Below are 25570 nucleotides of genomic sequence, written 5' to 3'. Positions count from 1 at the left end.
GTTGTGATGACTATCGCAAACTGGTGAAGTTTCATCGTAGATGGTACGTAAATAGCAATAAATGATGATGTATTTTCTGCCATTACTTAACAATAGAAAGCTTATTTTACGCCGCTAAATTTTACGGTGAGGTATCGCTGTGCGCGTTTGTTTTCTCTTTTATGAAGGTGAGGAAAGGTGCGAGCAAAACGTCAATTGCCGTGGTTGCAAGTGAGTATATGAGAAAGCCAATGCAACCCGCACAATGTCGTGTGGAGCGTATAAAAAAGCCTGAGGTACTAAATGTACTCAGGCTTTGTCGTGATTTGTAGAGCCGTTACTTAGTGTGGAAAATCTGCTCAGTTTCCAGTGAAGTGAAGGCGCGGATTTGACGCCATACATAGTAGAAAATACCCATCATCATAAGCATGCTAGGGATCGCGATAGCCGGGTAGCTGTATAAGGTCAGCTTGCCCAATTCTTCGTTAAATGCCGCTGTACCTGCTGGGCTAGTAACTATCCAGGTTGCAAGGAAGTAGTTCATCGCCGATGAAAATGCGAACGTGCTGGCGAATAAGTAGTTCGATGACATTAGACAGCGTTCAAATGCTTGCGTTTTACCGCTTTGCTCTAGGCGCTCATTGATCAGTGCCAGGTTGAGTACAGTATCGTTGAGAAGCAGTTTCTGCATCATTGGATAGCGCGTGAATGTAGAGGCCAGCACAGCTAGACCAATCAAACCCGGAATTAGCGCTTCTTTTAGTGCTAACCAGCGAGTATCTAACTCCAAAAGACCAATACCACCGGTTAGAAGCACGCTGACAAAGCCCAGGGCGGCAATAAAGTTAAACTTCTTATTACGGATCAGATCCATTGCGCCGTAGAGCACAGGAAACAGCAGAGCGACAACCAGCGCCATCGCAGTACCTAGATGCTCATCACCACTAAACTTCATCAGAATGAAAGAGGGGATAAATACGTTGAATAGGATCTCAAATAGGGGATTCGACTTTTTCGCCGTTGTGGTGCTCATAATAGTGTGCTGACTCTAAGTTGTTACTGTTTTGTTTTCTACAGCGCAGTGTTCATCGCTTGATAACAGAAGTAAAGCATTAAACGCGTAAGATGTGTAACGACGTATAAAATGAGACATGGTTAATGCCGCAAGAACACGTGTTATTACGTTAGAGATGTAAAAAAGGCGCATAGATTACTCCATGCGCCTTTCTAGAATTTGGTGGCCCCTCGCAGACTTGAACTGCGGACCAATCGATTATGAGTCGACTGCTCTAACCACTGAGCTAAGGGGCCAATAGGTGGATGATTATAGGGGAAGGCTGCGCGAGTGTCTAGATGCAGTGTAGGCTAATTGCGCTTGCTTTTTAGTCACTTAAACCCGGTAGATACAAAAAAGGTGAGCTAGTGCTCACCTTTTTGTTAAAGCTTGATGCGATTACTCGTCAAGGAAGCTGCGCAGTGTTTCTGAGCGGCTTGGATGACGCAGCTTACGCAGTGCTTTTGCTTCGATCTGACGGATACGCTCACGCGTTACGTCGAACTGCTTACCAACCTCTTCTAGAGTGTGGTCAGTGTTCATATCGATACCAAAGCGCATGCGCAGTACTTTCGCTTCACGAGGTGTTAGGCCGGCTAGAACGTCTTTCGTTGCGACGCGTAGACTTGTCATTGTTGCTGAGTCTACAGGCAGTTCTAGCGTGGTATCCTCGATGAAATCACCTAGGTGCGAATCTTCGTCGTCACCGATTGGTGTCTCCATAGAGATTGGCTCTTTAGCGATTTTCAGTACTTTGCGGATCTTATCTTCAGGCATTTGCATACGCTCTGCCAACTCTTCAGGAAGTGGCTCACGACCCATTTCTTGAAGCATTTGACGAGAGATACGGTTTAGCTTGTTGATCGTCTCGATCATGTGCACAGGGATACGGATCGTACGAGCTTGGTCAGCGATTGAACGCGTGATAGCCTGACGGATCCACCATGTTGCGTAGGTCGAGAACTTGTAACCGCGACGGTATTCAAACTTATCTACCGCTTTCATCAGACCGATGTTACCTTCCTGGATCAGATCCAAGAACTGTAGACCACGGTTGGTGTACTTCTTCGCGATTGAGATTACCAGACGTAAGTTTGCTTCAACCATCTCTTTTTTCGCGCGGCGAGCTTTAGCTTCACCGATAGACATACGACGGCTGATGTCCTTGATGTTTTGAACCGAAAGCGACGTTTCTTCTTCGATGATGTCCAGCTTCTGGATAGAGCGGCGGATGTCATTTTCGTAGCGCTTGATCTTTTCTGCGTATGGCTTGTCTGATGCTAATACTTCGTCAAGCCATGCTTCGCTTGATTCGTTGCCCGTAAATAGGGCAATGAATGATTTCTTCGGCATTTTGCCGTACTCAACCGCTTGACGCATGATCAGGCGCTCTTGAGTACGTACACGATCCATCGACGTGCGCAATTCGTTCACTAGGTAATCGAACTGTTTCGGCGTTAGACGGAACTCGCGGAATACTTCTTGAACAAGCTCATGAGACTTCGCTACTTGAGGACTATCGTAACCAAACTCGTTTACCGCAAGTTGCAGATCTTGGTAAGTATTGCGAAGCGCAGTGAATTTCTCTAGAGCAAGCTCAGGGTCGATACCTGTATCTTCTTCTTCCTCATCATCTGAGTCGTCATCACTTTCTGCATCTTCTTCGTCTTCGTCTTCAAGGTCGGATTCAGACAGTTCAGAGCCGATGTGCGTAGCCGTAGGCGCCGCTGTTTCATCTTCGTTTGGATCTACGAAGCCATTGATAACGTCAGTTAGGCGAAGTTCTTCCGCTTGTACTTTGTCAAACTGTTCGAGAATATAAGGGATAGTACCCGGATACTCTGCCACTGAGCTTTGAACTTGGTTGATACCATCTTCAATGCGTTTTGCGATGTCAATCTCGCCTTCGCGAGTCAATAGCTCAACGGTACCCATTTCACGCATGTACATGCGGACGGGGTCAGTAGTACGACCGATTTCACTTTCAACGCTGGAAAGTGCAGCTGCAGCGGCTTCGGCTGCATCTTCATCAGTAATGTTGTTGTCATCATTCAGTGCAAGGTCATCAGCATCAGGAGCAGTCTCTACTACCTTAATACCCATGTCATTAATCATCTGAATAATATCTTCTACCTGTTCGGAATCGACGATTTCCTCAGGTAGGTGGTCATTTACTTCTGCGTAGGTCAGATAGCCTTGTTCCTTGCCCTTAATGACAAGTAGCTTCAGCTGTGACTGCGGATTTTGGTCCATAGACGATATCCAACTTAAGATCTGGTGAAGGAATTTTAGTATGCGAAATGCAAACCACTAATATTAACAAATTTATTCGTTGCTGACTAACTGAATTGGGTTACGCTTTTAAGTCTAGCATTAAGGCTAGCAGCTCCCGTTTTTCTTCGACTGATAAGCCGACACTTCTTTCTTTGGCCTGCAGGTTTTCAATTTGCTTTTCAATGCATTGAGACAGTATTTTGTCCAATGAATCGATAAATACGTCTTCTTGGTTGTCATCGTCAAGTGGAATTACCCAACTTGCGAGACGAGACAGAAGTGCCTCATTACTACTTCCACGCCATTGTTCTAATAGCTGGCCTGTAGTCATATGGGGATGTGCTTGACATTTATCAACCACTTCCACAAATAAATTAAGTCCAGGCAGTGATAAGTCTCTCACTGTGGACAAATCAGGTACCATTTCAGCATAGCTCGGATTTTGCAAAAGTAGAGCGATGACTTCACGCATTGGTGTGCGTTTGATTTCTTTATGAGGCTGAGCTCGCGTTTCTTGCCGACCTTGCTTGTCAATAAGCTGTTGAAGCTGCCTTTCATCAACCAAGCCCAACTTACGGCCGAGCAGCTCTCTCAAGTATAGTCGCAATGTACCACCAGGCACTTTGTCGATAAGTGGCACCGCTAACGTGCTGAGCTTTGCCATGCCCTCTTTGGTTCGGGTATCCACCTGCTGCATCAGTGAGGTGAACATAAACTCTGACAGAGGCATCGAGTTTTGCACTGCTGTTTCAAACGCGTCTTTGCCATGTTGGCGAATGAATGAGTCAGGATCCTCCCCATCCGGTAGGAACATGAACTTCAATTGCCTACCATCATTGAGGTAGGGCAATGCATTTTCCATTGCACGCCAAGCGGCATCACGACCCGCTCGGTCACCATCGTAACAACACACTACGGTGCTGGTTTGGCGAAACAGAACTTGAAGGTGATCGCCTGTGGTCGATGTACCGAGTGAGGCGACAGAATAATCAACGCCATACTGGGCTAGAGCGACTACATCCATATAGCCTTCGACAACTAAAACCTGAGGCGGCTCGCGATATGCTTGCAGTACCTCATAGAGTCCATAAAGCTCTTTGCCTTTATGAAAGATCGGTGTTTCTGGTGAGTTGAGGTACTTTGGTGTGCCGTCACCTAAAACGCGCCCACCAAATCCAATCACTCGTCCGCGTCGGTCACGGATCGGGAACATAATACGACCGCGAAAACGGTCATAACGATTCCCCTTGTCGTTTTCAATCAGCATGCCGCCGGACACTAGCATGTCTTGCGTCGCTTTTTGCTGACCAAAGTTTTTACGTACACTGTCCCATTCGTCAGCGACGTAGCCGATACCAAACTTTTGGACAATCTCTCCAGAGAGCCCGCGGCCTTTCAGATACTCTATAGCGACTTTATTGGTGGAAACTTTAAGTTGATCGCGATAGTACTGACCGATCGTTCCCATTAGATCATACAAAGATCGTTTTTGTTCGCTATTGGCGGTAGGCCCTTTGGAGAAATTACCCGGTTGTCCACTTTGCTGCTCTCTTGGAACATCCAAACCCAACGATGATGCCAGCTCTTCAATAGCTTCAACGAACTCGAGACGTTCGTACTCCATGAGAAAGTCGATGGCGTTGCCATGCACACCACAGCCAAAGCAATGGTAGAACTGTTTCTCTTGGCTGACGCTGAAAGAAGGGGTCTTTTCGTTGTGGAAAGGACAGCAAGCACCGTAGTTCTTGCCTTGTTTTTTTAGTTTTACGCGCGTGTCAATGACGTCGACAATATCAAGTCGAGCGAGAAGGTCATCAATGAAGCTACGAGGGATTTTTCCTGCCATAAAACCTTTTTACAAGAGAGAGATACAAACAAGCCGTGCGTTCCAAAGGATAGCACGGCTTGCTGCAATTTGGTTGGGCGGTTAAGCGAGTTTAGCGCGAACTAGACCACTTACCTTACCCATATCTGCACGGCCTTGAATTTGAGGCTTAAGCACGCCCATTACCTTACCCATGTCTTGCATGCCCGCTGCACCAGATTCGGTAATGGCACTATCGATTAGTGCTGCAACTTCATCATCGGTCAGTGGTTGAGGCATAAAATCCTCAAGTACGGCAATTTCAGCTTGCTCAGCATCAGCGAGATCCTGACGACCTGCTGCTTCAAATTGCGTGACAGAATCGCGACGCTGTTTAACCATTTTAGTCAGCACAGCAAGAATGTCATCGTCGCCCAGAGTAATCTGTTCGTCGACTTCACGTTGCTTGACGGCTGCTAAGGCTAAACGAATAGTACCAAGGCGCAATTTGTCCTTGGCTTTCATCGCTAATTTTTGCTCGTCTTTGAGTTTATCAATCAGAGCCATAACTAAAATCCTATTGGAACCTAGTTATTAGTACAGGCGAACGCGACGAGCGTTTTCGCGAGCTAGCTTCTTAGCGTGACGCTTTTGAGCTGCTGCTTTAGCGCGTTTGCGAACTGTAGTTGGTTTTTCATAGTGCTCACGACGACGCACTTCAGAAAGGATACCTGCTTTTTCGCAAGAGCGCTTGAAACGACGTAGTGCAACGTCGAACGGTTCGTTTTCACGTACTTTAACTACTGGCATATGCCTTTCACCTCAGGGGTTAACTGTTCATTAATGCTGGCGCTTTTTGGTTAGTACTAAGAGTTCATGCTTGAGCCCTTTGTTCTAAGCGTAAAACCAGCTAGATCAAAAATGGTGCGGAATTTTAATCCGATCGCTAGGGCTTTGTAAAGTACTTTGTCGCCTATCTCTTGTACAAAATTTGTTTGCGAGCCCATGACGCGGTAATATTGCGCCAATTTCGAAATAAGTCGAGAACAATATGCGCATTCTAGGTATTGAAACCTCTTGTGATGAAACTGGCATCGCAATCTATGACGATGAGAAGGGACTGCTATCTCATCAACTTTACAGCCAGGTAAAACTGCACGCGGATTACGGCGGTGTGGTTCCTGAATTAGCATCACGCGATCACGTGAAAAAAACGATCCCGTTGATCAAAAAAGCACTTGCGGACGCGGATCTTACTCCTAAAGACATCGATGGCGTGGCGTATACCGCAGGTCCGGGTTTGGTTGGAGCATTATTAGTGGGTACGACAATCGGCCGCAGCATCGCTTACGCTTGGGGTGTGCCTGCGGTACCGGTTCACCATATGGAAGGCCACCTTTTAGCCCCTATGCTAGAAGACAATCCACCGCCATTCCCATTTGTAGCTCTATTGGTGTCTGGTGGTCACAGCATGATCGTTGAAGTGAAAGGCATCGGTGAGTATCAGATCCTTGGTGAGTCTATTGATGATGCGGCAGGTGAAGCGTTTGATAAAACGGCAAAACTGATGGGGCTGGATTACCCAGGAGGTCCGCTGCTGTCTAAGCTTGCGGACAAAGGCACACCTGGCCGATTTAAGTTCCCGCGCCCGATGACGGATCGTCCCGGCCTAGACATGAGCTTCTCCGGTCTTAAGACGTTTGCCGCAAATACCATTGCTGCCAACGATGATAGTGAGCAAACTCGTGCTGATATCGCTTATGCGTTCCAAGAAGCGGTATGTGAGACGTTAGCGATCAAGTGTAAGCGCGCACTTAAGCAAACCGGTATGAAACGCATCGTGATTGCTGGTGGCGTGAGTGCTAACCGTTTCTTGCGTAAAGAGCTAGAAGCGTTAGCCAACAAGATGGGCGGTGAAGTCTACTACCCACGTACCGAGTTTTGTACTGACAATGGTGCAATGATTGCCTATGCGGGTATGCAGCGTTTGAAAAATGGTGAAGCCGCTGAGCTTTCGGTAGAGGCGACACCACGCTGGCCGATTGATCAGCTAAGCCCGATCAAAGGCTAACCATAAAGGTCACGTAAGTGGCCTTTTTTAATGACATTTTTTCACAAAACTCCTAAAGTCTGTGACTGACAGACCGTGCTAGAGTCTGGGTTAGCAACGTATTGGTTATTATTGATTAGGGAATAGAGTGACATGAAGCAATTTACGATTGAAGGACAAGTTATGGCGTATCAGGATGTCGGCGAAGGCCCGGTTATTCTGTTAGGCCACAGTTATTTGTGGGACAGCCAGATGTGGCAGCCGCAAATTGACGCGCTTAGCCAGCACTATCGCTGTATTGTTCCTGATTTATGGGCTCACGGAGAGTCGCAAGCAGCACCTGCGTCAATGGGTAATCTTACGGATTATGCAAAGCACCTGCTTGCTTTGATGGATGATCTTGGTATTGAAACATTTTCAATTGTTGGCCTATCGGTTGGTGGTATGTGGGGCTCAGAGCTCACAGCATTAGCACCGGCACGAGTCAAAAGTTTGGTGCTGATGGATACGTTTGTTGGTCTGGAGCCAGAAGTAGCGCACGCCAAATACTTCTCAATGCTGGCCACGATTGCTGAGCTTAAAATGGTACCCGCTCCAATTGTAGAGGCGGTCGTTCCTCTGTTCTTCGCCAGTAATGCTACGCAGGATAATCCGGAACTTGTCGCGAGCTTTGAAGCTAAGCTGGCTGCTCTGTCTGGTGAGCAGGCAGAACAAGTGGCACGAATCGGTCGCATGGTATTCGGTCGCCGCGATTTGTGTGATGACATTGAAAAGTTCGCACTACCGACATTGATCGCAGTAGGCGCTGAGGATAAACCTCGTCCAGTGCTTGAGTCATACTTGATGAATGATCTGATCACAGGCAGTTCGATCAACGTGATCCCGTCAGCAGGGCACATCAGTAATCTAGAGCAACCTGACTACGTGACGGCGATGTTGACAGAGTTTTTATCGCAGCATGCCTAGTGGCTATCTACAAATACTAAAAGAGCAGCCACAGGCTGCTCTTTTTTTGAAAGTGGAACGCTACGACGTTTTCTTCTTACCTAGCTTCGGCTCTGTGCCTTCAACCAACCTGCGAATATTCTGATGGTGCCTGAGCAGAATAAGACAACTCAACATCGCAACAGGTAGAGTAAATAAAGGGCGTGCCATCCAAGTGTAAACTGGCGCCATAAGTACCGTTACGATGGCCGCGAGAGAGGAGTAGCGAAATAAAACCGCAACCAACAGCCAGGTTCCGGTAATTAGGCCGGTGAGATCCCAACCTATCGGAGCAATAGCGCCAAGTGCTGTCGCTACCCCTTTGCCACCTTTGAAGTGGAAAAACAGTGGGTACATATGCCCAAGACAAGCGGCAATGGCAATCACGCCAAGTACTACTGCATCGATTCCTAAGTAGTAACCTGCCCAAACAGGAATGGTGCCTTTGAGCATGTCACACAGCAAAACGGAGAGTGCTGCGCCTTTGCCGCCGGTGCGCAGGACATTGGTCGCGCCCGGGTTATTAGAACCGACCGTTCTTGGATCAGGAAGGCGCAGTAGACGACAGATCAACACGGCGCTCGACACAGAGCCGAGTAAGTATGCTGCGATGATCATAGCAAGTGCTATTAGTGTCATGGGTGTCCTTTTCGCAAGAAATTATCCATAGGGACTGATATCATAACGAAAATAGTACGTTTTTTCCCGACAAATGGGTATCCGACCTCTAATCAAAGGACAAATCATGGCATTGGATAAAGTATTCATTGAGCAGCTCGAAGTGATCACTACCATTGGGGTGTATGACTGGGAACAAGAGATTAAACAAAAGCTTATTCTTGATATTGAGATGGCACACGACAATGCGCCAGCAGGCAAAAGCGATGACGTTGCCGATGCTTTAGATTACTCCAAAGTGAGCGAAGCGGTGTTGAATCACATTGAAAATGGCCGCTTTTTGCTGGTTGAGCGTGTAGCGGAAGAAGTCGCTGCCATTATCCAAAAGCAATTCAATGTGCCATGGGTCAAAATCCGCTTGGCGAAACCTGGTGCAGTGCCACAAGCGAAAGGCGTTGGCGTAGTGATTGAACGAGGTCAGGCATGATCACTACCTACATTGGCATTGGCACCAATGTGGAGCGCGAGAAACACATCAAAGCGGCATACCAAGAGTTAAATACTATTGGCGTTAACTTAGCGTTGTCGCCTGTGTACGCGTGTGAGTCGTTTGGTTTTGAGGGCAATGAGTTTTTCAATATGGTCGCGAGGCTCGATACCGAGCTTGCCCTTGATGAATTGTCTTCAGCGCTAAAAGATATTGAAGTGAAGTGGGGGCGCGCTGCTGATGCGGCAAAGTTTCAAGATCGAACGCTCGATCTGGATATATTGTTGTACGGAAAAGAAATCTCACAAAAAAAACCGCTGTTACCTCGCGAAGATATATTTAAATATTCCTTTGTCACACAGCCGCTGTATGATCTCGACCCGCAGTTGGTGATTCCTCAAGACGGACGAACCATAAAACAGATCTTAGAGACCATGTCTGATGTGGACTCGCTGAAAAGAATCGATTTTCAATTTTAGTTGGTAGTAGTTAAACATGAGTTATTTTGAAGCCTTTATTTTGGCACTGGTGCAAGGGTTTACCGAATTCTTGCCTATCTCTAGCTCGGCTCACTTGATTTTGCCTTCCGCCATTTTGGGCTGGGAAGATCAAGGGTTAGCCTTTGATGTCGCCGTACACGTGGGCACGTTGGCCGCAGTGGTGATCTATTTCCGTAAGGAAGTAGTGACCTTATTCAGCGCCCTGTTTGGTTCGATTTTCAAGGGTGAGCGCAGCAAAGAAGCCAAGTTGGCGTGGATGATCGTACTAGCGACGATTCCCGCCTGTATCTTTGGTTTACTGATGAAAGACATCATTGAGCTTTATCTGCGCAGTGCCTATGTCATTGCGACCACGACGATCGTATTTGGTTTACTGCTTTGGTGGGTGGATAAAAACGCCAAGCTAGCGGATGACGAGTATCAAGCGGGCTGGAAAAAAGCCTTGTTTATTGGTCTAGCACAAGCGATGGCGATTATTCCGGGCACGTCACGCTCTGGCGCAACCATTACTGCAGCGCTTTATCTTGGCTTTACGCGTGAAGCCGCAGCGCGTTTCTCATTCTTGATGTCAATCCCAATCATTACATTGGCGGGCGCGTACCTAGGCCTTAAGCTGGCGACTGGCACTGAGCCTATCCATGTTGGCTTCTTGCTTACTGGCATTGCGGTGTCATTTGTGAGTGCCTACATCTGCATTCACTTCTTCCTGAAGCTGATTTCACGCATGGGCATGACACCGTTTGTGATCTATCGATTGATTCTAGGTTTCGGTCTATTTGCCTTCTTGCTGATGAGTTAGAACCTGTTCTATTGCTTGAGCTCGGCGTTTGTCGAGCTCTTCTTTTATCGCCTTACCTTTAAAGCCATCGCCAATGATGGATTGTACATCCACATTAATGGCGGCTTGGTAGGCAAGCCTGAAGCGCGCCGCTTGCGGGTAGGCTTCATTCTCGAGTCCTTTTCTTCCCTGATGATCCGCTTGGCAGCACAGTAGAACGTGCTCTAGCTTTTCTGGCTTTCGCCACACATCCAGCTTGGCGAAAATCTTCACGAACGTGCTTGGCTTGAGTTCAAAGGCACGGTGGACATTGGAGTGCTGGGCACAGACCGCTAGCGCCAAGTCGCGATAGTCATTCGGAACTCGCACTCGCGCGCACAGCGCTTTAATCACTTTCTGGCCAGTGTGGGTATGCAGTTTGTGGCTTGGCCATTCCTCTTTTGGGGTTAGCGCTTTACCTAAATCATGCACCTGAGCGGCGAATCGAACCGTTGTTTGTTCACTCAACTTGGCGGCTTGCTTAGCCACCATGAGGGTGTGAATGCCGGTGTCGATTTCTGGATGCCATTGTTCTGGTTGTGGGACGCCAAATAGTGCGTCTAGTTCTGGAAGCACCACCTTGAGCGCGCCACATTGATGCAGAATGTCGAGAAAAACCTCCGGAGACGAGGTCGTGAGAGATTTATGCCATTCTTGCCACACGCGCTCGGCGGTCAGATACGCCAGTTCACCTTGTTCAACCATTTCTTGCATCAGCGCCATAGTCTCAGGAGCGACGTGAAAGCCGAGGTGCGCCAGTTTGGCTGCGAATCGTGCCACTCGCAATACACGCAGCGGATCTTCACTAAATGCAGGAGAGACATGCCTTAGCACGCGTTGTTCTAAATCGGCTTGGCCATGATAGGGGTCGATAAGATTACCCTGATCATCTTGAGCGATGGCGTTGATGGTGAGATCGCGGCGCATCAGATCTTGCTCTAGCGTCACATCGGGTGATGAAAAGCATTCAAAACCAGTGTAACCATTGCCAGACTTACGCTCAGTGCGGGCTAGTGCGTGTTCTTGTTTGGTTTTTGGGTGAAGAAAAACCGGAAACTCTTTGCCAACCGCTTGGTAGCCTTGTGTCAACATTTGCTCAGGTGTGGCACCAACCACGACCCAATCTTTGTCATAGACTTCAATGTTAAGCAACTGGTCGCGTACTGCGCCCCCAACAAGATAGACTTGCAAATTGGCTCCCCTTTTTACTACTTAGCCGTTGGCATTCCTGTGTGCCAATGGTACTTTGCTTTGACTGATATTGTAAGGTTAACCCATGTATAAGGATTATTTTGGTTTTCGAGAAGTGCCGTTCTCGATTGTACCTAGCTCACGCTACTTGTTTTTGAGTCAGCGCCATCGTGAAGCGATGCAGCATCTGCAAGCCGGACTTGGGCAAGGCGGCGGTTTTGCTATGCTCACAGGCGAAGTCGGTACCGGAAAAACCACAGTGGCGAAAGCCATGCTGGCGTCGTTAGATGATAAAACCGCGTCGGGACTGATCCTTAATCCCACTTTTTCTAGCCAAGATCTCCTTGAGGCCATTTGCGATGAGTTTTCCATCGACTATCCGCCGCAAGCCTCCCTAAAGCAGTTGAGCCAAGCTATCTACCACTACTTGCAGCACAATGAGCAGCTGGGCATCAACACATTGGTGGTCATTGATGAAGCGCAGCATCTATCGGCAGAAGTGCTTGAGCAGCTTCGTCTGCTTACGAATTTAGAAACGGATGACCGTAAGCTGCTTAAGGTACTTCTTATCGGTCAGCCAGAGTTGCAACAGAAACTGCGAACTACGCAGCTTCGTCAGCTCGCGCAGCGTATTACCGGGCGTTACCATCTCTTGCCACTATCTGAAGGTGAGACGCGCCAATATATTGAATTTCGCTTATCTACCGCAGGTGGCGACGCATCGCTGTTCAGTAAATCTGCAGTGGCGGTGATCAATAAAGCGAGTCAAGGTATCCCTCGATTGATTAACCTCATTAGTGATAAGGCGCTGCAATACGCCTACCACTCGGGTGAAAAGCGCGTCTCGAAATCGACGGCTCAAAAAGCGTGTGAGGATATTCTGTCGTTTCAAGCGCCAGGGGTAGGCAACAGCGCGCAAGAATCTGAGCTGCGACAAGCTATTAGCCGCTATGCACTTCCCGCACTGCTGGGTGTTAGCGTTGCTGCCGGGCTCTACTGGAAGGGCGCCGATGCACTGTCATGGGCTCAACAAACTATGTTACTAACCAAAACGCAGCAAGTTGCCAGCGAGAGTGCAGTTTCTCAGCCAGCAGCAATCACCGAGCCTGTTCCCGCGTCCGTAGTTCAGAACCTTCGTACTCAAACTGACTATCCAGTAGAGCTGCTACAATCGCTGTTTGCGCGTGATGACAAGATTGCGGCTATCCAAGAGCTTTACGCGGTATGGGGCTACCAAGCAGGTGTGCTAGATGGCATGTGTGAGTCAGGTGCAAACAGTTTATTCCAATGTCAGAAATATCTTGGCACTTTAGGACAAATCATAGAGCAGAATTTGCCTGTGGTAATGCCGCTGTATCACTTGGGCGATGAAAGCTATGTGGTGCTTTATCGTGTCAGAGGCGATGAGGTGGAAGTCCTCAATGGTCGCGAGCGTATTGTGATGTCAAAGAGTTGGTTAGAAGCTTTGTGGACAGGTGAGTACTACTCAATTTGGCAGCGTGATATCTACACCACATTGCGTTTGAACCAACGGGGAGAGCAGGTCGCTATATTGGACAGCAAGCTATCTCAAGTCTTAGGTGAGCCTGCGTCCGGAAGCGATGTGTTTGATAAAGCCCTAGAGCGAAAAGTGGAGCTGTTCCAACGTTGGCAAAAGATGGATGTAGACGGCATTGCAGGGCGCAATACACTGAAAAAGCTTGAATTGATGACACAAACTGATGCGCCAACATTAAGCGCATCCACGTTAAAGGAACCAAGGTTAAACATTGATGAGCCGCAGGAGGCCTTACAATGAGTCGTATCCAGCCCCTAAGCCTGCTCGTCGCCACACTTGTTTCGCACTCTTTGATGGCGCAGCCAGAGGTTGAGAATAGCTATAGCGTATTACCATACCCAGAGCTAAGCGAATTAAAGCCATTGCCAAAACGCAGTCAATCATCGACGGTAGTGAGTTTGCCAGTGTCATCCGCAGTCACTGTGGCATCCGATTCGGACTTAAATGAACCATTAGGGCAGCAGGTTGTGGTACCGGCCTCCACACAAAGTCGCCAAGCTACAGCTCAAAATGCTACAACGCAAAATAGTAGTGACGAACCGTTTGGGCTCGACGACCTAGACTTATCGGGTTTGGATCCAGAAATCGCTCGTAAGGTCGCAGCAGCGATGAATAATGAGCCGAGCGATCCGCGATTACGTAACGCCGACCACATTGCTCTTGAAAGCAGTGAGGCCCGTTATCGCGGACGGCTACCCGCGCTCAACTTCCAAACTCATATGTATTCTTCCGATGTTAATCGCCGATGGATAAAGGTGAATGGTCAAGAGCTTCAAGAGGGTGACCGTCTAAACTCTATTCAACTCCTGGCGATTGAACCTCAGTCGGTGACTATTCGTTTTGACAACGACATCATAGATATTCCCGCACTCTATGAGTGGGGAGGATAAAAAAACGCTCGCTAGATTTATCTAGCGAGCGTTTTGGTGTCTCTATCTGTTCGGCTACTTATTCTGAGACTCGGCTTGAGATTGCGTCTCTTGAGCATGGCTAACAGGTTTTACCGTAACCAATCCAAAGCTTTGCTGCGGGAAAAGATATTCAGCCTCAGCAAGGACTTGCTGCGCTTTATTTATCTCGCCGCTGCCTTGATAGGCCAAAATTAAATTGCGATAAAAAGCAGGTCTTGGCTTGCTCTTAATGACCTCCACAGACCAATCAATGTAAGGCTGTATGTACTCAGGGTTGTTGGTGGATAAGCCAAGTTTGAGGTAGGTGCTATAGAGATCCCAGTGATAGCGATCTTTCCATACTACTGGATTCGAAACCTTTTCTAACAGACTCGCATTCACTGGCTGTGACTTTTCAAACTGCGTAAGTACATAGTTAGTGTGTAAGGCCGCGACCATATAGACACTGACCAGGATTGGTATCAGTAATGAAAATACTCGGCAGGTGGTTTTAGTAATACTGCTGAAAGAGACGCTTTTAAGCCTTGGTGTGCGTTGGTCGACCCAGTAAATCAATAGCACGAAAGTGATCCAGTGGATCAGCGAGTGATAAAATGGGTACTCCAATTGACTGTGCAGAAAGATAGGCACAAATAGAGCAAAAATCGCTAGTCGAGTACCGGGTTTGGCAGTATAGATACGACTCAATACGAACAGCGCGGCCAGTAAGATCCCTAGAATCGGCAGCAATCCACCTTCGATACCCCATAGCAGAAGCTCGTTGTGAGGGTGATCAAGTGCAGGTATCCCAGGGGCAAAGCTATCATTGAGTTGATGCTGCCTCGCGGTATAAATCAAGTATTCAGATTCGAACTTTCCCAGACCGTAACCCGTAAACGGTTTTTCAATCAGCATATCCAGTGACTGGCCGTAGATGGTTGAGCGGATATCTTCTAGTTGAGCCTTTTTGGTGATCAGGCTCTGACTGCCAGAATTGGCAAAACCCATCAGTAGGCCTAAAGCTAGTCCGGCTAGAGCTGCCAGTGTCCAGCCTCTAAAGCGCTTCCGTGTGGAGTGGCGATAGAGGTAAGGTACCAGCAAGATGAAGCCAACCATTGCTCCGATCCAACCGGTACGAGAGCCGAGAACGACAACTAGAGGTAATACTATGATTGGCATTAAATACAAAATAGAGACATCACTGATGTGCCAGTTGTATTTGTGTTTTTGTCTTGCGAGCAAGTAGCCGGACAGCACAAAACTGGTCGCTAGAAAGCTCGCCATCACATTAGGCTGCTGGAAAATTCCATACGGGCGATTGCTTAGTACGTCGTACCCTAATGGATTGTTAGCGCTAAGAAGGAAATACTGAACATAGCCGAACAGCGCTTGGATACCGGCAGCGAGTACCACCAACCACAGTAAGCGCTGCTTTTGCTTATTGGTAAACTGAAACTGCTGCAATAACACAAACAGTAAAAATCCACTCCATAAGCCGATAAATCGTGGCATTACCGATTCAATATCAGGGTGGCTGTAGAGTAGTGGAGCGCTCATTAATAGACAGGCAAGCCCAAGACCTACAGTCAGTTTGCTGTACTTAAGGGCTTGGTTAGTACCAAGCTGATACAGGCCAATCCCTAACGCGAATGCGAAGGCTATCCAAGCTGTGTTATTGAATGACAGCGCTAGCCCAGTTCCGCCTGGATTAGGCCAAAAGAAATGCGTCGCAACGAGAAATAGCACCGCCATAGCGGTCATAAACTTGCGATTGAGTGGCGGGCGAACCTTAATCGGCTCTAGTTCAGTGCCATTGGTATGAATGATAGCCATAGTTGTGACGAGTAAAATCCAAGAAAATAACGGGGGCCAACATTGGCCTCCCGTGATAATGCTCTAATTTACCCTTTTAGCATAGGTTTTAGGAAGCGTGCGGTATGCGAACCTTCGACTTGGGACACAGTTTCTGGTGTCCCTTCTGCAATGATTTGGCCGCCACCCTGACCGCCTTCTGGGCCTAAATCAATCACCCAATCTGACGTTTTAACGACATCAAGGTTATGCTCAATGACGACAACGGTATTGCCGTGGTCGCGCAAACGGTGCAGTACCGAAAGCAATAACTCAATATCATGGAAGTGAAGACCAGTGGTTGGCTCATCCAAAATGTAGAGGGTTTTACCTGTGTCACGCTTAGAAAGTTCGCGTGCTAGTTTGACACGTTGTGCCTCACCGCCTGATAGGGTAGTCGCAGCTTGACCAAGTCGAATGTACGACAGACCCACATCCATTAGGGTTTGCAGTTTTCGGGCAATCACAGGCACTGGGTCGAAGAACTCACGCGCATCCTCTACCGTCATCTGCAGCACTTCATCAATGGTTTTGCCTTTATAGCGTACTTCCAAGGTTTCACGGTTGTAGCGCTTACCTTTACATACATCACAAGGCACATACACGTCTGGGAGGAAGTGCATTTCTACCTTGATTACGCCATCACCCTGACATGCTTCACAGCGCCCGCCGCGAACATTAAAACTGAAGCGCCCCGGTTTGTAGCCGCGAGAGCGTGCTTCTTGAGTACCAGCAAACAGCTCACGGATTGGAGTAAAGATGCCGGTATAAGTCGCTGGGTTGGAGCGTGGTGTTCGACCAATAGGGCTCTGGTCGATATCAATTACTTTGTCAAAATGCTCTAGACCTTCAATCTTCTTATATGGTGAAGGCTCGGCAGTCGTTGCCCCGTTAAGCCGAGTGTGGGCGATCTTAAAGAAGGTGTCGTTTATTAATGTTGATTTACCTGAGCCAGAAACGCCGGTAATACAGCTAAACAAGCCTACAGGAATAGTGAGGTCAACACTCTTCAGATTGTTGCCAGTCGCACCTTGTAGGGTGACCACTTTTTTCGGATCCATTGGTGTGCGATGCTCTGGAATCGCAATTTCACGCTTACCGCTGAGGTACTGACCAGTTAATGATTGTTCAGAAGCAACGATATCGTCGATAGTGCCTTCGGCAACCACAGAACCGCCATGTACACCGGCTCCAGGGCCAATATCAATGACGTGATCAGCGGTGCGAATAGCATCTTCATCGTGTTCGACCACCAATACGGTGTTACCCAAATCACGCAGGTGGGTTAGGGTGTTGAGTAAGCGTTCATTGTCACGCTGGTGGAGACCGATGGACGGCTCATCCAGTACATACATCACCCCGACGAGACCAGCACCAATTTGACTTGCTAAACGGATACGCTGAGCTTCACCCCCTGAAAGTGTTTCTGCGCTGCGTGATAGGTTGAGGTAATTCAGTCCAACGTTGACCAAGAAGTGCAATCGGTCGTTGATCTCTTTCATGACCTTCTCGGCAATCTGAGCACGCTGTCCTTCTAGCTGCAAAGACTTGAAAAAGTCCATCGCTTCGCTGATGCTCATCTCAACGATTTCTGGCAGCGTGGTATCGTCGACAAACACATTGCGCGCTTCTTCACGTAAGCGAGTACCGCCACAAGTGCCGCAAGACTTGGTCGAGATGTACTTAGCGAGATCTTCTCTTACTGAGTTGGATTCGGTGTCACGATAACGACGCTCTAAGGTATTGAGGATCCCTTCAAATGGGTGGCGTTTCACACGAATATCACCACGATCATTGACGTAGTTGAACTCAATTTCAGTGCGGCCAGAACCGGTCAAAACCACGTCTTTGATCTTTTTAGGCAGCGAGTTAAATGGCGCGAACAAATCAAAGTCATAATGTTTGGCGAGCGAGGTCAGCATTTGGAAGTAGTAGTAGTTCTTCTGATCCCAGCCACGAATCGCACCATCCGCAATACTTAAACTGTCATCAACGATCACACGCTCTGGGTCGAAATACTGCTGTACACCCAAGCCGTCACAGGTGTGACAAGCGCCCGCTGGGTTGTTGAAAGAAAACAGTCTCGGTTCCAGCTCTTGCAGGCTGTAGCCACAATATGGACATGCAAAGTTCGCTGAGAAGATAATGTCTTCTTTCTCGGGTTCATCCATCCAACCTACGCCGACAATACCGCCAGAGAGTTCCAGTGCCGTCTCAAATGACTCAGCAAGACGTTGCTGTAAATTGTCGCGCACTTTAAAGCGGTCAACGACCACTTCAATGGTGTGTTTTTTATGCAATTCTAGGGTGGGTGGATCGGAAAGATCGCAAGTTTCACCGTCGATACGAGCGCGAATGAAGCCTTGTGCGGCAAGGTTTTCTAATGTTTTGACGTGCTCACCTTTGCGCTCTTTGACGATTGGCGCCAGTAGCATCATCTTTGAGCCTTCCGGCAGCTCGAGCACCTTGTCGACCATTTGGCTGACCGTCTGGGCTGCAAGTGGCACTTTGTGAGTAGGACAGCGCGGCTCACCGACACGCGCATAAAGCAGTCTTAAATAGTCATAGACTTCGGTGATTGTACCTACCGTGGAACGTGGGTTATGAGATGTCGATTTTTGCTCAATTGAGATCGCTGGTGACAGGCCTTCAATATGGTCAACATCAGGCTTTTCCATTAAGGATAGAAATTGTCTTGCATAAGCGGACAGAGATTCCACATAGCGACGTTGCCCCTCGGCATAAAGAGTGTCGAAGGCGAGTGATGACTTGCCAGAGCCTGATAGGCCAGTGATCACTGTGAGTTTGTCGCGAGGAATTGTCAGGTTGACGTTTTTCAGGTTATGGGTACGAGCACCCCTAACTTCGATATTGTCCATTATTGCCACTCATGTAAAACGTAGTGTGACAAGTATTACATAGTGTGAAGTTTGTGCAAAGAAATACTGGATAAAAAAACAGGTCAAAAACAAAAGCGCGACGTAGTGAAATTACGTCGCGCTCTATTCAATGATTATAGACTTGAAATTCGCTTATGCTTTTTTTGTCGCGTGCTTACCGAGCTCAGCGGCTTTCTCATCTTTTAGGTATAGGTTTTCAAAGCAGTAGTTTGTCGCTTCGATGTAGCCTTCTACGCTACCACAGTCAAAACGTTGACCTTTGAACTTGTACGCCAATACGCAGCCCGCTTTCGCTTGCTTAAGAAGAGCGTCGGTAATTTGGATTTCGCCACCTTTACCTGGTTCAGTCTGCTCGATCAGCTCGAAGATATCTGGAGTCAGGATATAACGACCAATGATGGCAAGGTTGCTTGGCGCAGTACCTTGTTCTGGTTTTTCTACCATGTCATCAACACGGAACAGGTCATCTTTGATCATCTCGCCAGAGATCACGCCGTATTTGTGGGTTTCATCTTCCGGTACTTCTTGTACAGCAACGATTGAGCAGCGGAACTGCTTGTATAGCGCTACCATTTGCGCCAATACGCCTTGGTCTTCGTTGACGCAAAGGTCATCAGCTAATACAACGGCAAAAGGTTCGTCACCGACGAGCTCACGACCTGTCAGGATCGCGTGGCCAAGACCTTTCATCTCGCGCTGGCGAATGTAGGTAAATTGTGCAGAGTCGATGATATCGCGAATATCAACCAGTAGCTCTTCTTTGTTGGTGCCGCTGATTTGGTGCTCAAGTTCGTAGTTTTTATCAAAGTGATCCATGATGGAGTGTTTGCCACGACCCGTTACGATGCACATGCCGTCCATACCAGCCTGAATAGCTTCTTCTACACCATATTCAATCAGTGGTTTGTTCACCACTGGCATCATCTCTTTTGGCATCGATTTCGTTGCCGGAAGAAAACGAGTTCCATAACCCGCTGCCGGGAATAGGCACTTCTTAATCATGATAAGACCCTTTATCTTTATACGTTTGAATTCATTGCCAACTGTGGCGAATGGGATTAAGTCTACAGACTAACGAGCGGTTATGACAGTAGAAATGTTGTGAAGTTCGGTTCACATACAGACAAAGAGATCGAGTGCAAAAAAGCGAGTTATTTGTGAATCGAGAGCCTAAACGATGACAAGCTTATAAGGCAGTAATCGATGAAGACAAAAGCCATTCAAGACAATAGGTGCTGATTGGCCCAGGCGATGGCCTGCAGTCTATTTTTTACCGATAGCTTGCGAAATATCTGATACAAGTGTGACTTGACCGTTGACTCGGTAATGTAGAGGTCTCCAGATATCTCTAGGTTACTGGCACCTGACTGCAAGCAACGCAGAATCTCAATTTCACGAGAGGTTAAGTCGACCACGGTCGTGCACGTGTTAGCAGAAACCACGTATCGATAGTGGTGCAGTAATTGACTGGCGACATCTCTTGGCAGCCAGTTTTTACCATTAATTATCTCACCGAAGCCAAAAGTAATCTTATTGCCATCTTCATGGCTGTAGAACAGCCCTTTTAAATGGCCGTACTTGAGGATCTCTTCAGTGGTTAAGCGGTGAGGTACATTGATCAAAATGGTCTCAAAGTTTTTGCTGGCAAGGGGGAGGTTCAATACCTGCTTAAATAGATCTAGCGATTCTTCGTAGTCAAACAGTAAGATTCGATTTCTAGGTCCTGTCGCTGCGTTCAATAGATCTTGGGGTTCAATGGTCTCGATAGGATTAATGCAAAGATTGGAGAGCGCCTCAATTCGTTCGGTAACTTCGAGATCTTGACCGAGGCTGACGTGTTGTATGGTGCGTTTGTAACTGTTTCTTCTCATCGTCACTAATAATTTTTATCGCTGAATTAATGTGCATGTTGGTGTATATATGGGTGAGCGGCTAGTGTTGGCAGCACGAAATGAGAGAGACTTAAACTATTTTAAGTAATTGATATGTGTATAAGGTGGGCGGTGTGCCTAGATGGGTTGAAATTTCGGCGCTAGACTTATATTCAAACACCGAGTTGGGATTGTAGGATAGTTCACATAAGCGCTGTTGCTGTCTTGTGGGTTCATGGTATCCTACTGGGCTATTTTAAAACACACTGTGGTTACGGAGCAAAACATGGCAAGCCGTGGAGTAAACAAAGTCATTCTAGTGGGTAACTTAGGTAACGACCCAGAAATTCGTTACATGCCAAACGGCAGTGCCGTGGCGAATATTACAATCGCGACCTCGGAATCGTGGCGTGACAAAGCGACTGGTGAACAGCGCGAGAAAACTGAGTGGCACCGTGTTGCGTTATTCGGCAAGCTAGCGGAAGTGGCTGGTGAGTACCTAAGAAAGGGTTCTCAGGTATACATTGAAGGTCAACTACAGACTCGTAAATGGCAAGATCAAAATGGTCAAGACCGCTACACAACTGAAGTTGTAGTACAAGGCTTCAACGGTGTGATGCAAATGCTAGGTGGCCGTCAAGGTGGTGGTGCTCCTATGCAAGGTGGCATGAACCAAGGTGGCATGCAGCAGCAAGCGCCGCAACAGCAAGGTTGGGGTCAGCCACAACAACCAGTTCAACAGCCAGCTCAACAACCCGCTCAACAAAAGCCTGCTCAACAGCAGCCACAATACAATGAGCCACCAATGGACTTCGATGACGACATTCCGTTCTAAATCGAACACCCTTGTGCGCAGTGAAGCCTATTCACAGTACAGATGCTGAAAGGCCGCGACATTTGTCGCGGTTTTTTTTGTTTCTTAGAACCCTGCCATGGCTTGTGACTTAACGGTTTTGGCTAAATTTGATATAACAAACAATCAGCTGCCTGGCTGTTTTACTCTTGATAATTGGCAGGCGATAGCGACACTTCGTTCAAAAAGGACTTTGGCAAACTATGAGGCAAACCCCCACTCTAAAACTGAGCACGCGCTTGGTCGCTTTTGTTACAGTCATTGTAATGAGTGCGGTTTTTATTCTATTCGTGGGTGGTACCTTGTCCATCAAGCGTATGGGACAAGAGTATCTCAATCATCATCTTACAGGGATCATAAAGGTCATCGATAAAGAGCTTGAGGATCCCGATGCCGCCTACATGATGCAGCGCTGGATGCCCAAAATGCTGCAAGCCAGCAATATTATTGAAATGCAGCTGAAGTCTTCAGCTGGCGTCGTTTATCGTTATAAAAATACCTCGCCGATGCTCGACAGAACCATAGTGTACGAGCAAAGCTTCGATCTCGAGCGAAACGAAGGCTATCGTGTCGAGTTTGTTGCATTGCCTCCTTATCTTGATGTGCGCTACTCCCTTGAAGCGATGTGGTCGGTGACACTCGCGTTTGGCCTCATCGTATTTTGTTTGATGCAAGGGGTAAAATGGCTTCGCCAGCAGCTCGTTGGCTCAGAGCTTTTGGAAGAGCGAGGAAGGATGATCCTCGGCGGCCGAGTTGAACAATACGCGAAAGGCGATGAGCGTGAATGGCCGTACACCGCCAGTGAGGCGTTAGATATTCTGATTGAAGAGCTGCAAGATGCGCGTCAAGAACGTAGCCGTTTTGACACCTTTATCCGCACCCAGACGTTTTTAGATCCTCTTACAGGCAGTGCCAACCGAATTCTGTTTGATAGTAAGTTAGAGTCTGCTCTGCAAGAGAGTGGTGCGCAAGGTGGCGTGATCTTGTTCCGTATCGAAGATTGGGATCAAGCACAAGAGAAGCTTGGAAAATCTGAGGCAGACGATTTTCTCATTGAAGTTGGGGAAGTGCTGTCTCAAGCGGTACAAAAATACCCCGATGCGATTTTCTCTCGCTATTACGATGCAGACTTCGCCATATTTATTCCCCATCAAAGCTCTAAAGATGTCGCCGCCTTGGCAAGTCAGTGCATCCGTCAAATGGAGAAAGCGCCGCCGCCGGTTCCTTTGGATGAAGACAACTGGTGCCACATTGGCGTGAGTATGTACTCAGAAGGTGAGCGTCGCGGACGCATTATGGAAGAGGCGGAAACGGCGCTTAAGAGTGCGCAGCTGCAAAAAGTGAATAACTGGAGCCGCTTCCAAAAACAAGTTCAGAAGTTTGACGAGCGCGGTAGTGTTCGTTGGCGTACGTTATTTGACCGTGCACTGCTGCCTGAAAATCTGCTGATTTATGCTCAGCCCTGTTACTTGTATGAAAAGGGCAAAGAGCTCGCTCCGCTGCACAAAGAACTGTTTGCACGTATCGATGATCCAGAGCGAGGCACCGTCAAAGCCTCTCGCTTCCACTCAGCTTTATTGCAAGTGGGCTATGAGTCTAATTTCGATCGCGCTGTGTTAGGTAAAGTATTCAGAAGCATTAAGCAGGGTAAGATTACTCTGCCAGTGTCGATTAACGTATATGTGGTGCCCTTTGCTAACAAAAACTACTTCAAGTGGTTCAGGGACGAGCTACTGCAGTTGCCTGTCAGTGTCCGCAGTCAGCTTAGTTTTGAGTTTTCTGAGGCGCGCTTAGTGCAGCATTTGGACTACATCCGTCCGGTAGTGAAAATGCTGTCTGGTTTGGGATGTACCGTCATCGTTGGTCAGGCGGGTCGCTCGATCGTCAGTACTCACTACATTAAAGATCTGAAAGTGGATTACCTGAAACTGCATCGCAGCTTGGTTAAGCGTATCGATCAGCGCGACGAGAACCAATTGTTCGTGCGCAGTATGGTGGGGGCGTGTGGTGATGCACCTACCCAAGTTATAGCCGTTGGTGTTGAGACCAAGAAAGAGTGGCATACGTTAATAGACCTTGGTGTCAAAGGTGGTCAAGGGCGCTACTTTGCAGCTGAGACCCACTTGCTGCCAGAGGCGCAGGCCAAAACCACATCGATTAAACCAGGGCGCCGTAATCGCTGGAAGCGAACCTAACGGTGAGTCAAAAAATAAGCGCCTTAAGGGCGCTTATTTTTTATCAAGCAACTTACGAACGACTAGTTGATACGCGGTCGGTACTCAGTCCAAGACTGGTCATCGAAGCTATAGAACTGAGTGTCATTCACTTCGAGCATAGTCGTACCTGAGTTCTGCGAGATAACCGGCGTCGTCGGTAAGCCCTGGGTCAGTGACGTCAGAGACGTTGCGTTGCCCTCATACATGTTGCTAGTTAAGATATTGGCAAGCAGATCGCTTAGCGCTAAGAAGCTTACTGGCTGCTCTACATCGATTTGACTGCGGTTTTGAATCGCTACGTCACCAAAGAACTTTATGCCAACCGGTACATTAGTAATGGCTTTGGTTGGTATTTCACGCATTCCAGAGATTTGCATGCGATCGCCTCGCACCGCCGCACCGTGCTCGGGCAGCAGCACGACAACGACATTGCGTTTACTCGTCTTTAAAGCTTGGAAGAAGGCATACAGCTCATCTAGCAAGATTTTTTGTTGGCGTTTGTAGGTTACTAAACGTGAACCAGATTGACCCACCACTCGGTTACCATCGTGAATACTAATGGTGTTATATAGACTGACTGTAGGCTTGGTATGGTTGATTTGCTCCCACTGAGAGAGGATTTGCCCATCACTATAAATCCGAGTGCCATCGAACGCATATTGCGACGGTGTCATGGTCTCAATATCAACGGCTGGCGAAAAGTTGCCGATGTTATTGGCAATGTGTTTGTTGAAACCATCGAATTTACCGTCATGGTTCATAAACACTTCTTTCTCATAGCCAAGGCGTGCAAGCTGATCAAACAAAGAACATTGCGCAGTCAGATTGTCATTGAATAAGTCGGCGTGAGACTGCTGACCACAGTTAGCTCGCAAAATACGCAGTACCGCAGGTCCGCTGTAAGACGTTGCTGAGTTAAAGTGCTTAAACAGGATATCGAATTCTTTAAAGATCGGGTGATCGATGTTGCCCGAATACTCCAAGTCATCCCAAGCCAATGAGCAGACACTCAGAAACAGAATGTCAAAGTTAGGCTGCGTTGTTAGTGCGTCTATGTTCGACAGACTCGATGTCTTAGAGGCTTGGTCGCGAAAGAATTGTCCTACATACGTGGTGAGACCTTCTGATGAAGTATCCACGGCAACTTGAGTAGGTGCCGTTGTAGTTGGTGTATTATTGCTTGCGTTATTGGCTGTCGTCTCTACGGCTTGGCTGGTGGTTAATGACATCTGCCAAAATGAGCTTGGAATAGACGCGATCACCATACCTATGACGACAAACGCGGATAAACGTAGGATCTGGCTCAAATAGAGATAGCCAACGATGAGTACAAAGCCAAGTAATAGGAAGTCTAGGGAAATAAAATCTTTAGCCAGTGACAACAGATAGACGGTGTCGAATTGGCTGACTAAATCCCACTGGCTAAATAGCCGCTCCAGTGGTGGCAAATAGGAATCATGGTGTAGCAGTAGCAGTGCTAGACCAATCGCAATCATATGTCGGGTAATGTTGAGCCAGCGACTGTGCAGTGGTATCACTACAAAGCAGAGCAAACTGAAATTGTAGAGCGGTGAAAAGCTCAGAGTATCGCTGGCGTACAGTGCCAATTTCAGGGCAAAGTAGAGTGTCCACCAACCGAGTGAAATGTGAGCTGAGGGTTTGGTTCTATCCAT

21 protein-coding genes and 1 tRNA gene are annotated in these 25570 nt (G+C 47.8%); 9 read left to right on the top strand and 13 right to left on the bottom strand.

Features of this window, described 5'->3' with window-relative positions:
• Positions 1-316: 316 nt before the first annotated feature.
• The 6 genes from L4C42_RS06880 to rpsU form a co-directional block, all read right to left on the bottom strand.
• A complete protein-coding gene (locus L4C42_RS06880; protein ID WP_353497112.1) occupies positions 317-1012 on the bottom strand; it encodes a VC0807 family protein in 696 nt (231 codons plus the stop codon).
• 202 nt (positions 1013-1214) lie between these two features.
• Positions 1215-1290, bottom strand: a tRNA-Ile gene (locus L4C42_RS06875).
• 142 nt (positions 1291-1432) lie between these two features.
• Positions 1433-3286 carry an RNA polymerase sigma factor RpoD gene (rpoD, locus tag L4C42_RS06870; protein WP_353497111.1) on the bottom strand — a complete coding sequence of 618 codons (1854 nt, stop codon included), beginning with the start codon at positions 3284-3286 and terminating at the stop codon, positions 1433-1435.
• 100 nt (positions 3287-3386) lie between these two features.
• The gene (gene dnaG, locus L4C42_RS06865; RefSeq protein WP_353497110.1) at positions 3387-5153 is read right to left on the bottom strand and encodes a DNA primase; all 1767 of its coding nucleotides are present in this window, start codon (positions 5151-5153) and stop codon (positions 3387-3389) included.
• Between the two features lie 81 nt (positions 5154-5234).
• Positions 5235-5678 (bottom strand): GatB/YqeY domain-containing protein, encoded by a 444-nt coding sequence (locus L4C42_RS06860; protein WP_353497109.1) that lies wholly within the window; start codon positions 5676-5678, stop codon positions 5235-5237.
• Between the two features lie 27 nt (positions 5679-5705).
• Positions 5706-5921: a 30S ribosomal protein S21 gene (rpsU, locus tag L4C42_RS06855; protein WP_001145625.1), complete on the bottom strand. Its 216-nt coding sequence runs from the start codon at positions 5919-5921 to the stop codon at positions 5706-5708.
• Positions 5922-6162: 241 nt separating this feature from the next.
• On the opposite strand from rpsU, the gene tsaD reads away from it, so the two are divergent.
• A complete protein-coding gene (tsaD, locus tag L4C42_RS06850; RefSeq protein WP_338165347.1) occupies positions 6163-7182 on the top strand; it encodes a tRNA (adenosine(37)-N6)-threonylcarbamoyltransferase complex transferase subunit TsaD in 1020 nt (339 codons plus the stop codon).
• A 132-nt stretch (positions 7183-7314) separates the two neighbouring features.
• Positions 7315-8127, top strand: coding sequence for an alpha/beta fold hydrolase (locus L4C42_RS06845; protein ID WP_353497108.1), 813 nt, complete (start codon positions 7315-7317; stop codon positions 8125-8127).
• 60 nt (positions 8128-8187) lie between these two features.
• Here L4C42_RS06845 and plsY read toward each other — a convergent pair whose 3' ends face one another.
• Positions 8188-8784, bottom strand: coding sequence for a glycerol-3-phosphate 1-O-acyltransferase PlsY (plsY, locus tag L4C42_RS06840; RefSeq protein ID WP_353497107.1), 597 nt, complete (start codon positions 8782-8784; stop codon positions 8188-8190).
• 106 nt (positions 8785-8890) lie between these two features.
• On the opposite strand from plsY, the gene folB reads away from it, so the two are divergent.
• From folB to L4C42_RS06825, 3 genes are read left to right on the top strand one after another with little or no spacing between them, the layout of a single operon-like run.
• Positions 8891-9250 carry a dihydroneopterin aldolase gene (gene folB, locus L4C42_RS06835; RefSeq protein ID WP_353497106.1) on the top strand — a complete coding sequence of 120 codons (360 nt, stop codon included), beginning with the start codon at positions 8891-8893 and terminating at the stop codon, positions 9248-9250.
• Complete coding sequence (gene folK, locus L4C42_RS06830) at positions 9247-9729, top strand: 2-amino-4-hydroxy-6-hydroxymethyldihydropteridine diphosphokinase (protein ID WP_353497105.1); 483 nt, start codon at positions 9247-9249, stop codon at positions 9727-9729. The genes folB and folK overlap by 4 nt, the downstream gene beginning before the upstream one ends.
• Before the next feature lie 16 nt (positions 9730-9745).
• Positions 9746-10549 (top strand): undecaprenyl-diphosphate phosphatase, encoded by an 804-nt coding sequence (locus L4C42_RS06825; RefSeq protein WP_353497104.1) that lies wholly within the window; start codon positions 9746-9748, stop codon positions 10547-10549.
• Here L4C42_RS06825 and L4C42_RS06820 read toward each other — a convergent pair.
• On the bottom strand, positions 10523-11758 hold the full coding sequence (locus L4C42_RS06820; RefSeq protein WP_353497103.1) for a multifunctional CCA addition/repair protein: 1236 nt from the start codon (positions 11756-11758) through the stop codon (positions 10523-10525). The genes L4C42_RS06825 and L4C42_RS06820 overlap by 27 nt on opposite strands.
• 85 nt (positions 11759-11843) lie before the next feature.
• On the opposite strand from L4C42_RS06820, the gene L4C42_RS06815 reads away from it, so the two are divergent.
• Both L4C42_RS06815 and L4C42_RS06810 read left to right on the top strand, forming a co-directional pair.
• Positions 11844-13556, top strand: a complete 1713-nt coding sequence (locus tag L4C42_RS06815; protein ID WP_353497102.1) for an ExeA family protein — start codon at positions 11844-11846, stop codon at positions 13554-13556.
• Positions 13553-14206 carry a general secretion pathway protein GspB gene (locus tag L4C42_RS06810; RefSeq protein WP_353497101.1) on the top strand — a complete coding sequence of 218 codons (654 nt, stop codon included), beginning with the start codon at positions 13553-13555 and terminating at the stop codon, positions 14204-14206. Before L4C42_RS06815 ends, L4C42_RS06810 begins: the two co-directional genes overlap by 4 nt.
• 54 nt (positions 14207-14260) lie before the next feature.
• Here L4C42_RS06810 and L4C42_RS06805 read toward each other — a convergent pair whose 3' ends face one another.
• The 4 genes from L4C42_RS06805 to L4C42_RS06790 form a co-directional block, all read right to left on the bottom strand.
• Positions 14261-16039: a PglL family O-oligosaccharyltransferase gene (locus tag L4C42_RS06805; RefSeq protein WP_353497100.1), complete on the bottom strand. Its 1779-nt coding sequence runs from the start codon at positions 16037-16039 to the stop codon at positions 14261-14263.
• Positions 16040-16107: 68 nt separating this feature from the next.
• The gene (gene uvrA / locus L4C42_RS06800) at positions 16108-18936 is read right to left on the bottom strand and encodes an excinuclease ABC subunit UvrA (protein ID WP_418641953.1); all 2829 of its coding nucleotides are present in this window, start codon (positions 18934-18936) and stop codon (positions 16108-16110) included.
• Between the two features lie 153 nt (positions 18937-19089).
• On the bottom strand, positions 19090-19959 hold the full coding sequence (gene galU / locus L4C42_RS06795; protein ID WP_353497098.1) for a UTP--glucose-1-phosphate uridylyltransferase GalU: 870 nt from the start codon (positions 19957-19959) through the stop codon (positions 19090-19092).
• 218 nt (positions 19960-20177) lie between these two features.
• Complete coding sequence (locus L4C42_RS06790) at positions 20178-20828, bottom strand: LuxR C-terminal-related transcriptional regulator (RefSeq protein WP_353497097.1); 651 nt, start codon at positions 20826-20828, stop codon at positions 20178-20180.
• Between the two features lie 286 nt (positions 20829-21114).
• Here L4C42_RS06790 and L4C42_RS06785 point away from each other — a divergent pair, with 286 nt between their 5' ends.
• Both L4C42_RS06785 and csrD read left to right on the top strand, forming a co-directional pair.
• Entirely contained in the window at positions 21115-21663 is a 549-nt protein-coding gene (locus L4C42_RS06785; RefSeq protein WP_112459523.1) for a single-stranded DNA-binding protein, read from the top strand.
• Positions 21664-21884: 221 nt separating this feature from the next.
• Positions 21885-23876 carry an RNase E specificity factor CsrD gene (gene csrD, locus L4C42_RS06780; protein WP_353497096.1) on the top strand — a complete coding sequence of 664 codons (1992 nt, stop codon included), beginning with the start codon at positions 21885-21887 and terminating at the stop codon, positions 23874-23876.
• A gap of 62 nt (positions 23877-23938) precedes the next feature.
• On the opposite strand, the gene bcsG is transcribed toward csrD, so the two are convergent.
• Positions 23939-25570: a cellulose biosynthesis protein BcsG gene (gene bcsG / locus L4C42_RS06775; RefSeq protein WP_418641955.1), complete on the bottom strand. Its 1632-nt coding sequence runs from the start codon at positions 25568-25570 to the stop codon at positions 23939-23941.

This window comes from Vibrio wakamikoensis, assembly GCF_050337275.1.
In the GTDB taxonomy this organism is placed as follows: domain Bacteria; phylum Pseudomonadota; class Gammaproteobacteria; order Enterobacterales; family Vibrionaceae; genus Vibrio; species Vibrio chaetopteri.
Note: the sequence above shows the minus strand (reverse complement) of the source record. Positions and strands in the feature narration are given on the sequence as shown.

Excerpts from the sequence above, each read along its gene's own strand:
- L4C42_RS06880 (WP_353497112.1), bottom strand. The coding sequence starts at position 1,012 with ATGAGCACCACAACGGCGAAAAAGTCGAATCCCCTATTTGAGATCCTA.
- rpoD (WP_353497111.1), bottom strand. The coding sequence starts at position 3,286 with ATGGACCAAAATCCGCAGTCACAGCTGAAGCTACTTGTCATTAAGGGC.
- dnaG (WP_353497110.1), bottom strand. The coding sequence starts at position 5,153 with ATGGCAGGAAAAATCCCTCGTAGCTTCATTGATGACCTTCTCGCTCGA.
- L4C42_RS06860 (WP_353497109.1), bottom strand. The coding sequence starts at position 5,678 with ATGGCTCTGATTGATAAACTCAAAGACGAGCAAAAATTAGCGATGAAA.
- rpsU (WP_001145625.1), bottom strand. The coding sequence starts at position 5,921 with ATGCCAGTAGTTAAAGTACGTGAAAACGAACCGTTCGACGTTGCACTA.
- tsaD (WP_338165347.1), top strand. The coding sequence starts at position 6,163 with ATGCGCATTCTAGGTATTGAAACCTCTTGTGATGAAACTGGCATCGCA.
- L4C42_RS06845 (WP_353497108.1), top strand. The coding sequence starts at position 7,315 with ATGAAGCAATTTACGATTGAAGGACAAGTTATGGCGTATCAGGATGTC.
- plsY (WP_353497107.1), bottom strand. The coding sequence starts at position 8,784 with ATGACACTAATAGCACTTGCTATGATCATCGCAGCATACTTACTCGGC.
- folB (WP_353497106.1), top strand. The coding sequence starts at position 8,891 with ATGGCATTGGATAAAGTATTCATTGAGCAGCTCGAAGTGATCACTACC.
- folK (WP_353497105.1), top strand. The coding sequence starts at position 9,247 with ATGATCACTACCTACATTGGCATTGGCACCAATGTGGAGCGCGAGAAA.
- L4C42_RS06825 (WP_353497104.1), top strand. The coding sequence starts at position 9,746 with ATGAGTTATTTTGAAGCCTTTATTTTGGCACTGGTGCAAGGGTTTACC.
- L4C42_RS06815 (WP_353497102.1), top strand. The coding sequence starts at position 11,844 with ATGTATAAGGATTATTTTGGTTTTCGAGAAGTGCCGTTCTCGATTGTA.
- L4C42_RS06810 (WP_353497101.1), top strand. The coding sequence starts at position 13,553 with ATGAGTCGTATCCAGCCCCTAAGCCTGCTCGTCGCCACACTTGTTTCG.
- L4C42_RS06805 (WP_353497100.1), bottom strand. The coding sequence starts at position 16,039 with ATGGCTATCATTCATACCAATGGCACTGAACTAGAGCCGATTAAGGTT.
- uvrA (WP_418641953.1), bottom strand. The coding sequence starts at position 18,936 with ATGGACAATATCGAAGTTAGGGGTGCTCGTACCCATAACCTGAAAAAC.
- galU (WP_353497098.1), bottom strand. The coding sequence starts at position 19,959 with ATGATTAAGAAGTGCCTATTCCCGGCAGCGGGTTATGGAACTCGTTTT.
- L4C42_RS06790 (WP_353497097.1), bottom strand. The coding sequence starts at position 20,828 with ATGAGAAGAAACAGTTACAAACGCACCATACAACACGTCAGCCTCGGT.
- L4C42_RS06785 (WP_112459523.1), top strand. The coding sequence starts at position 21,115 with ATGGCAAGCCGTGGAGTAAACAAAGTCATTCTAGTGGGTAACTTAGGT.
- csrD (WP_353497096.1), top strand. The coding sequence starts at position 21,885 with ATGAGGCAAACCCCCACTCTAAAACTGAGCACGCGCTTGGTCGCTTTT.
- bcsG (WP_418641955.1), bottom strand. The coding sequence starts at position 25,570 with ATGGATAGAACCAAACCCTCAGCTCACATTTCACTCGGTTGGTGGACA.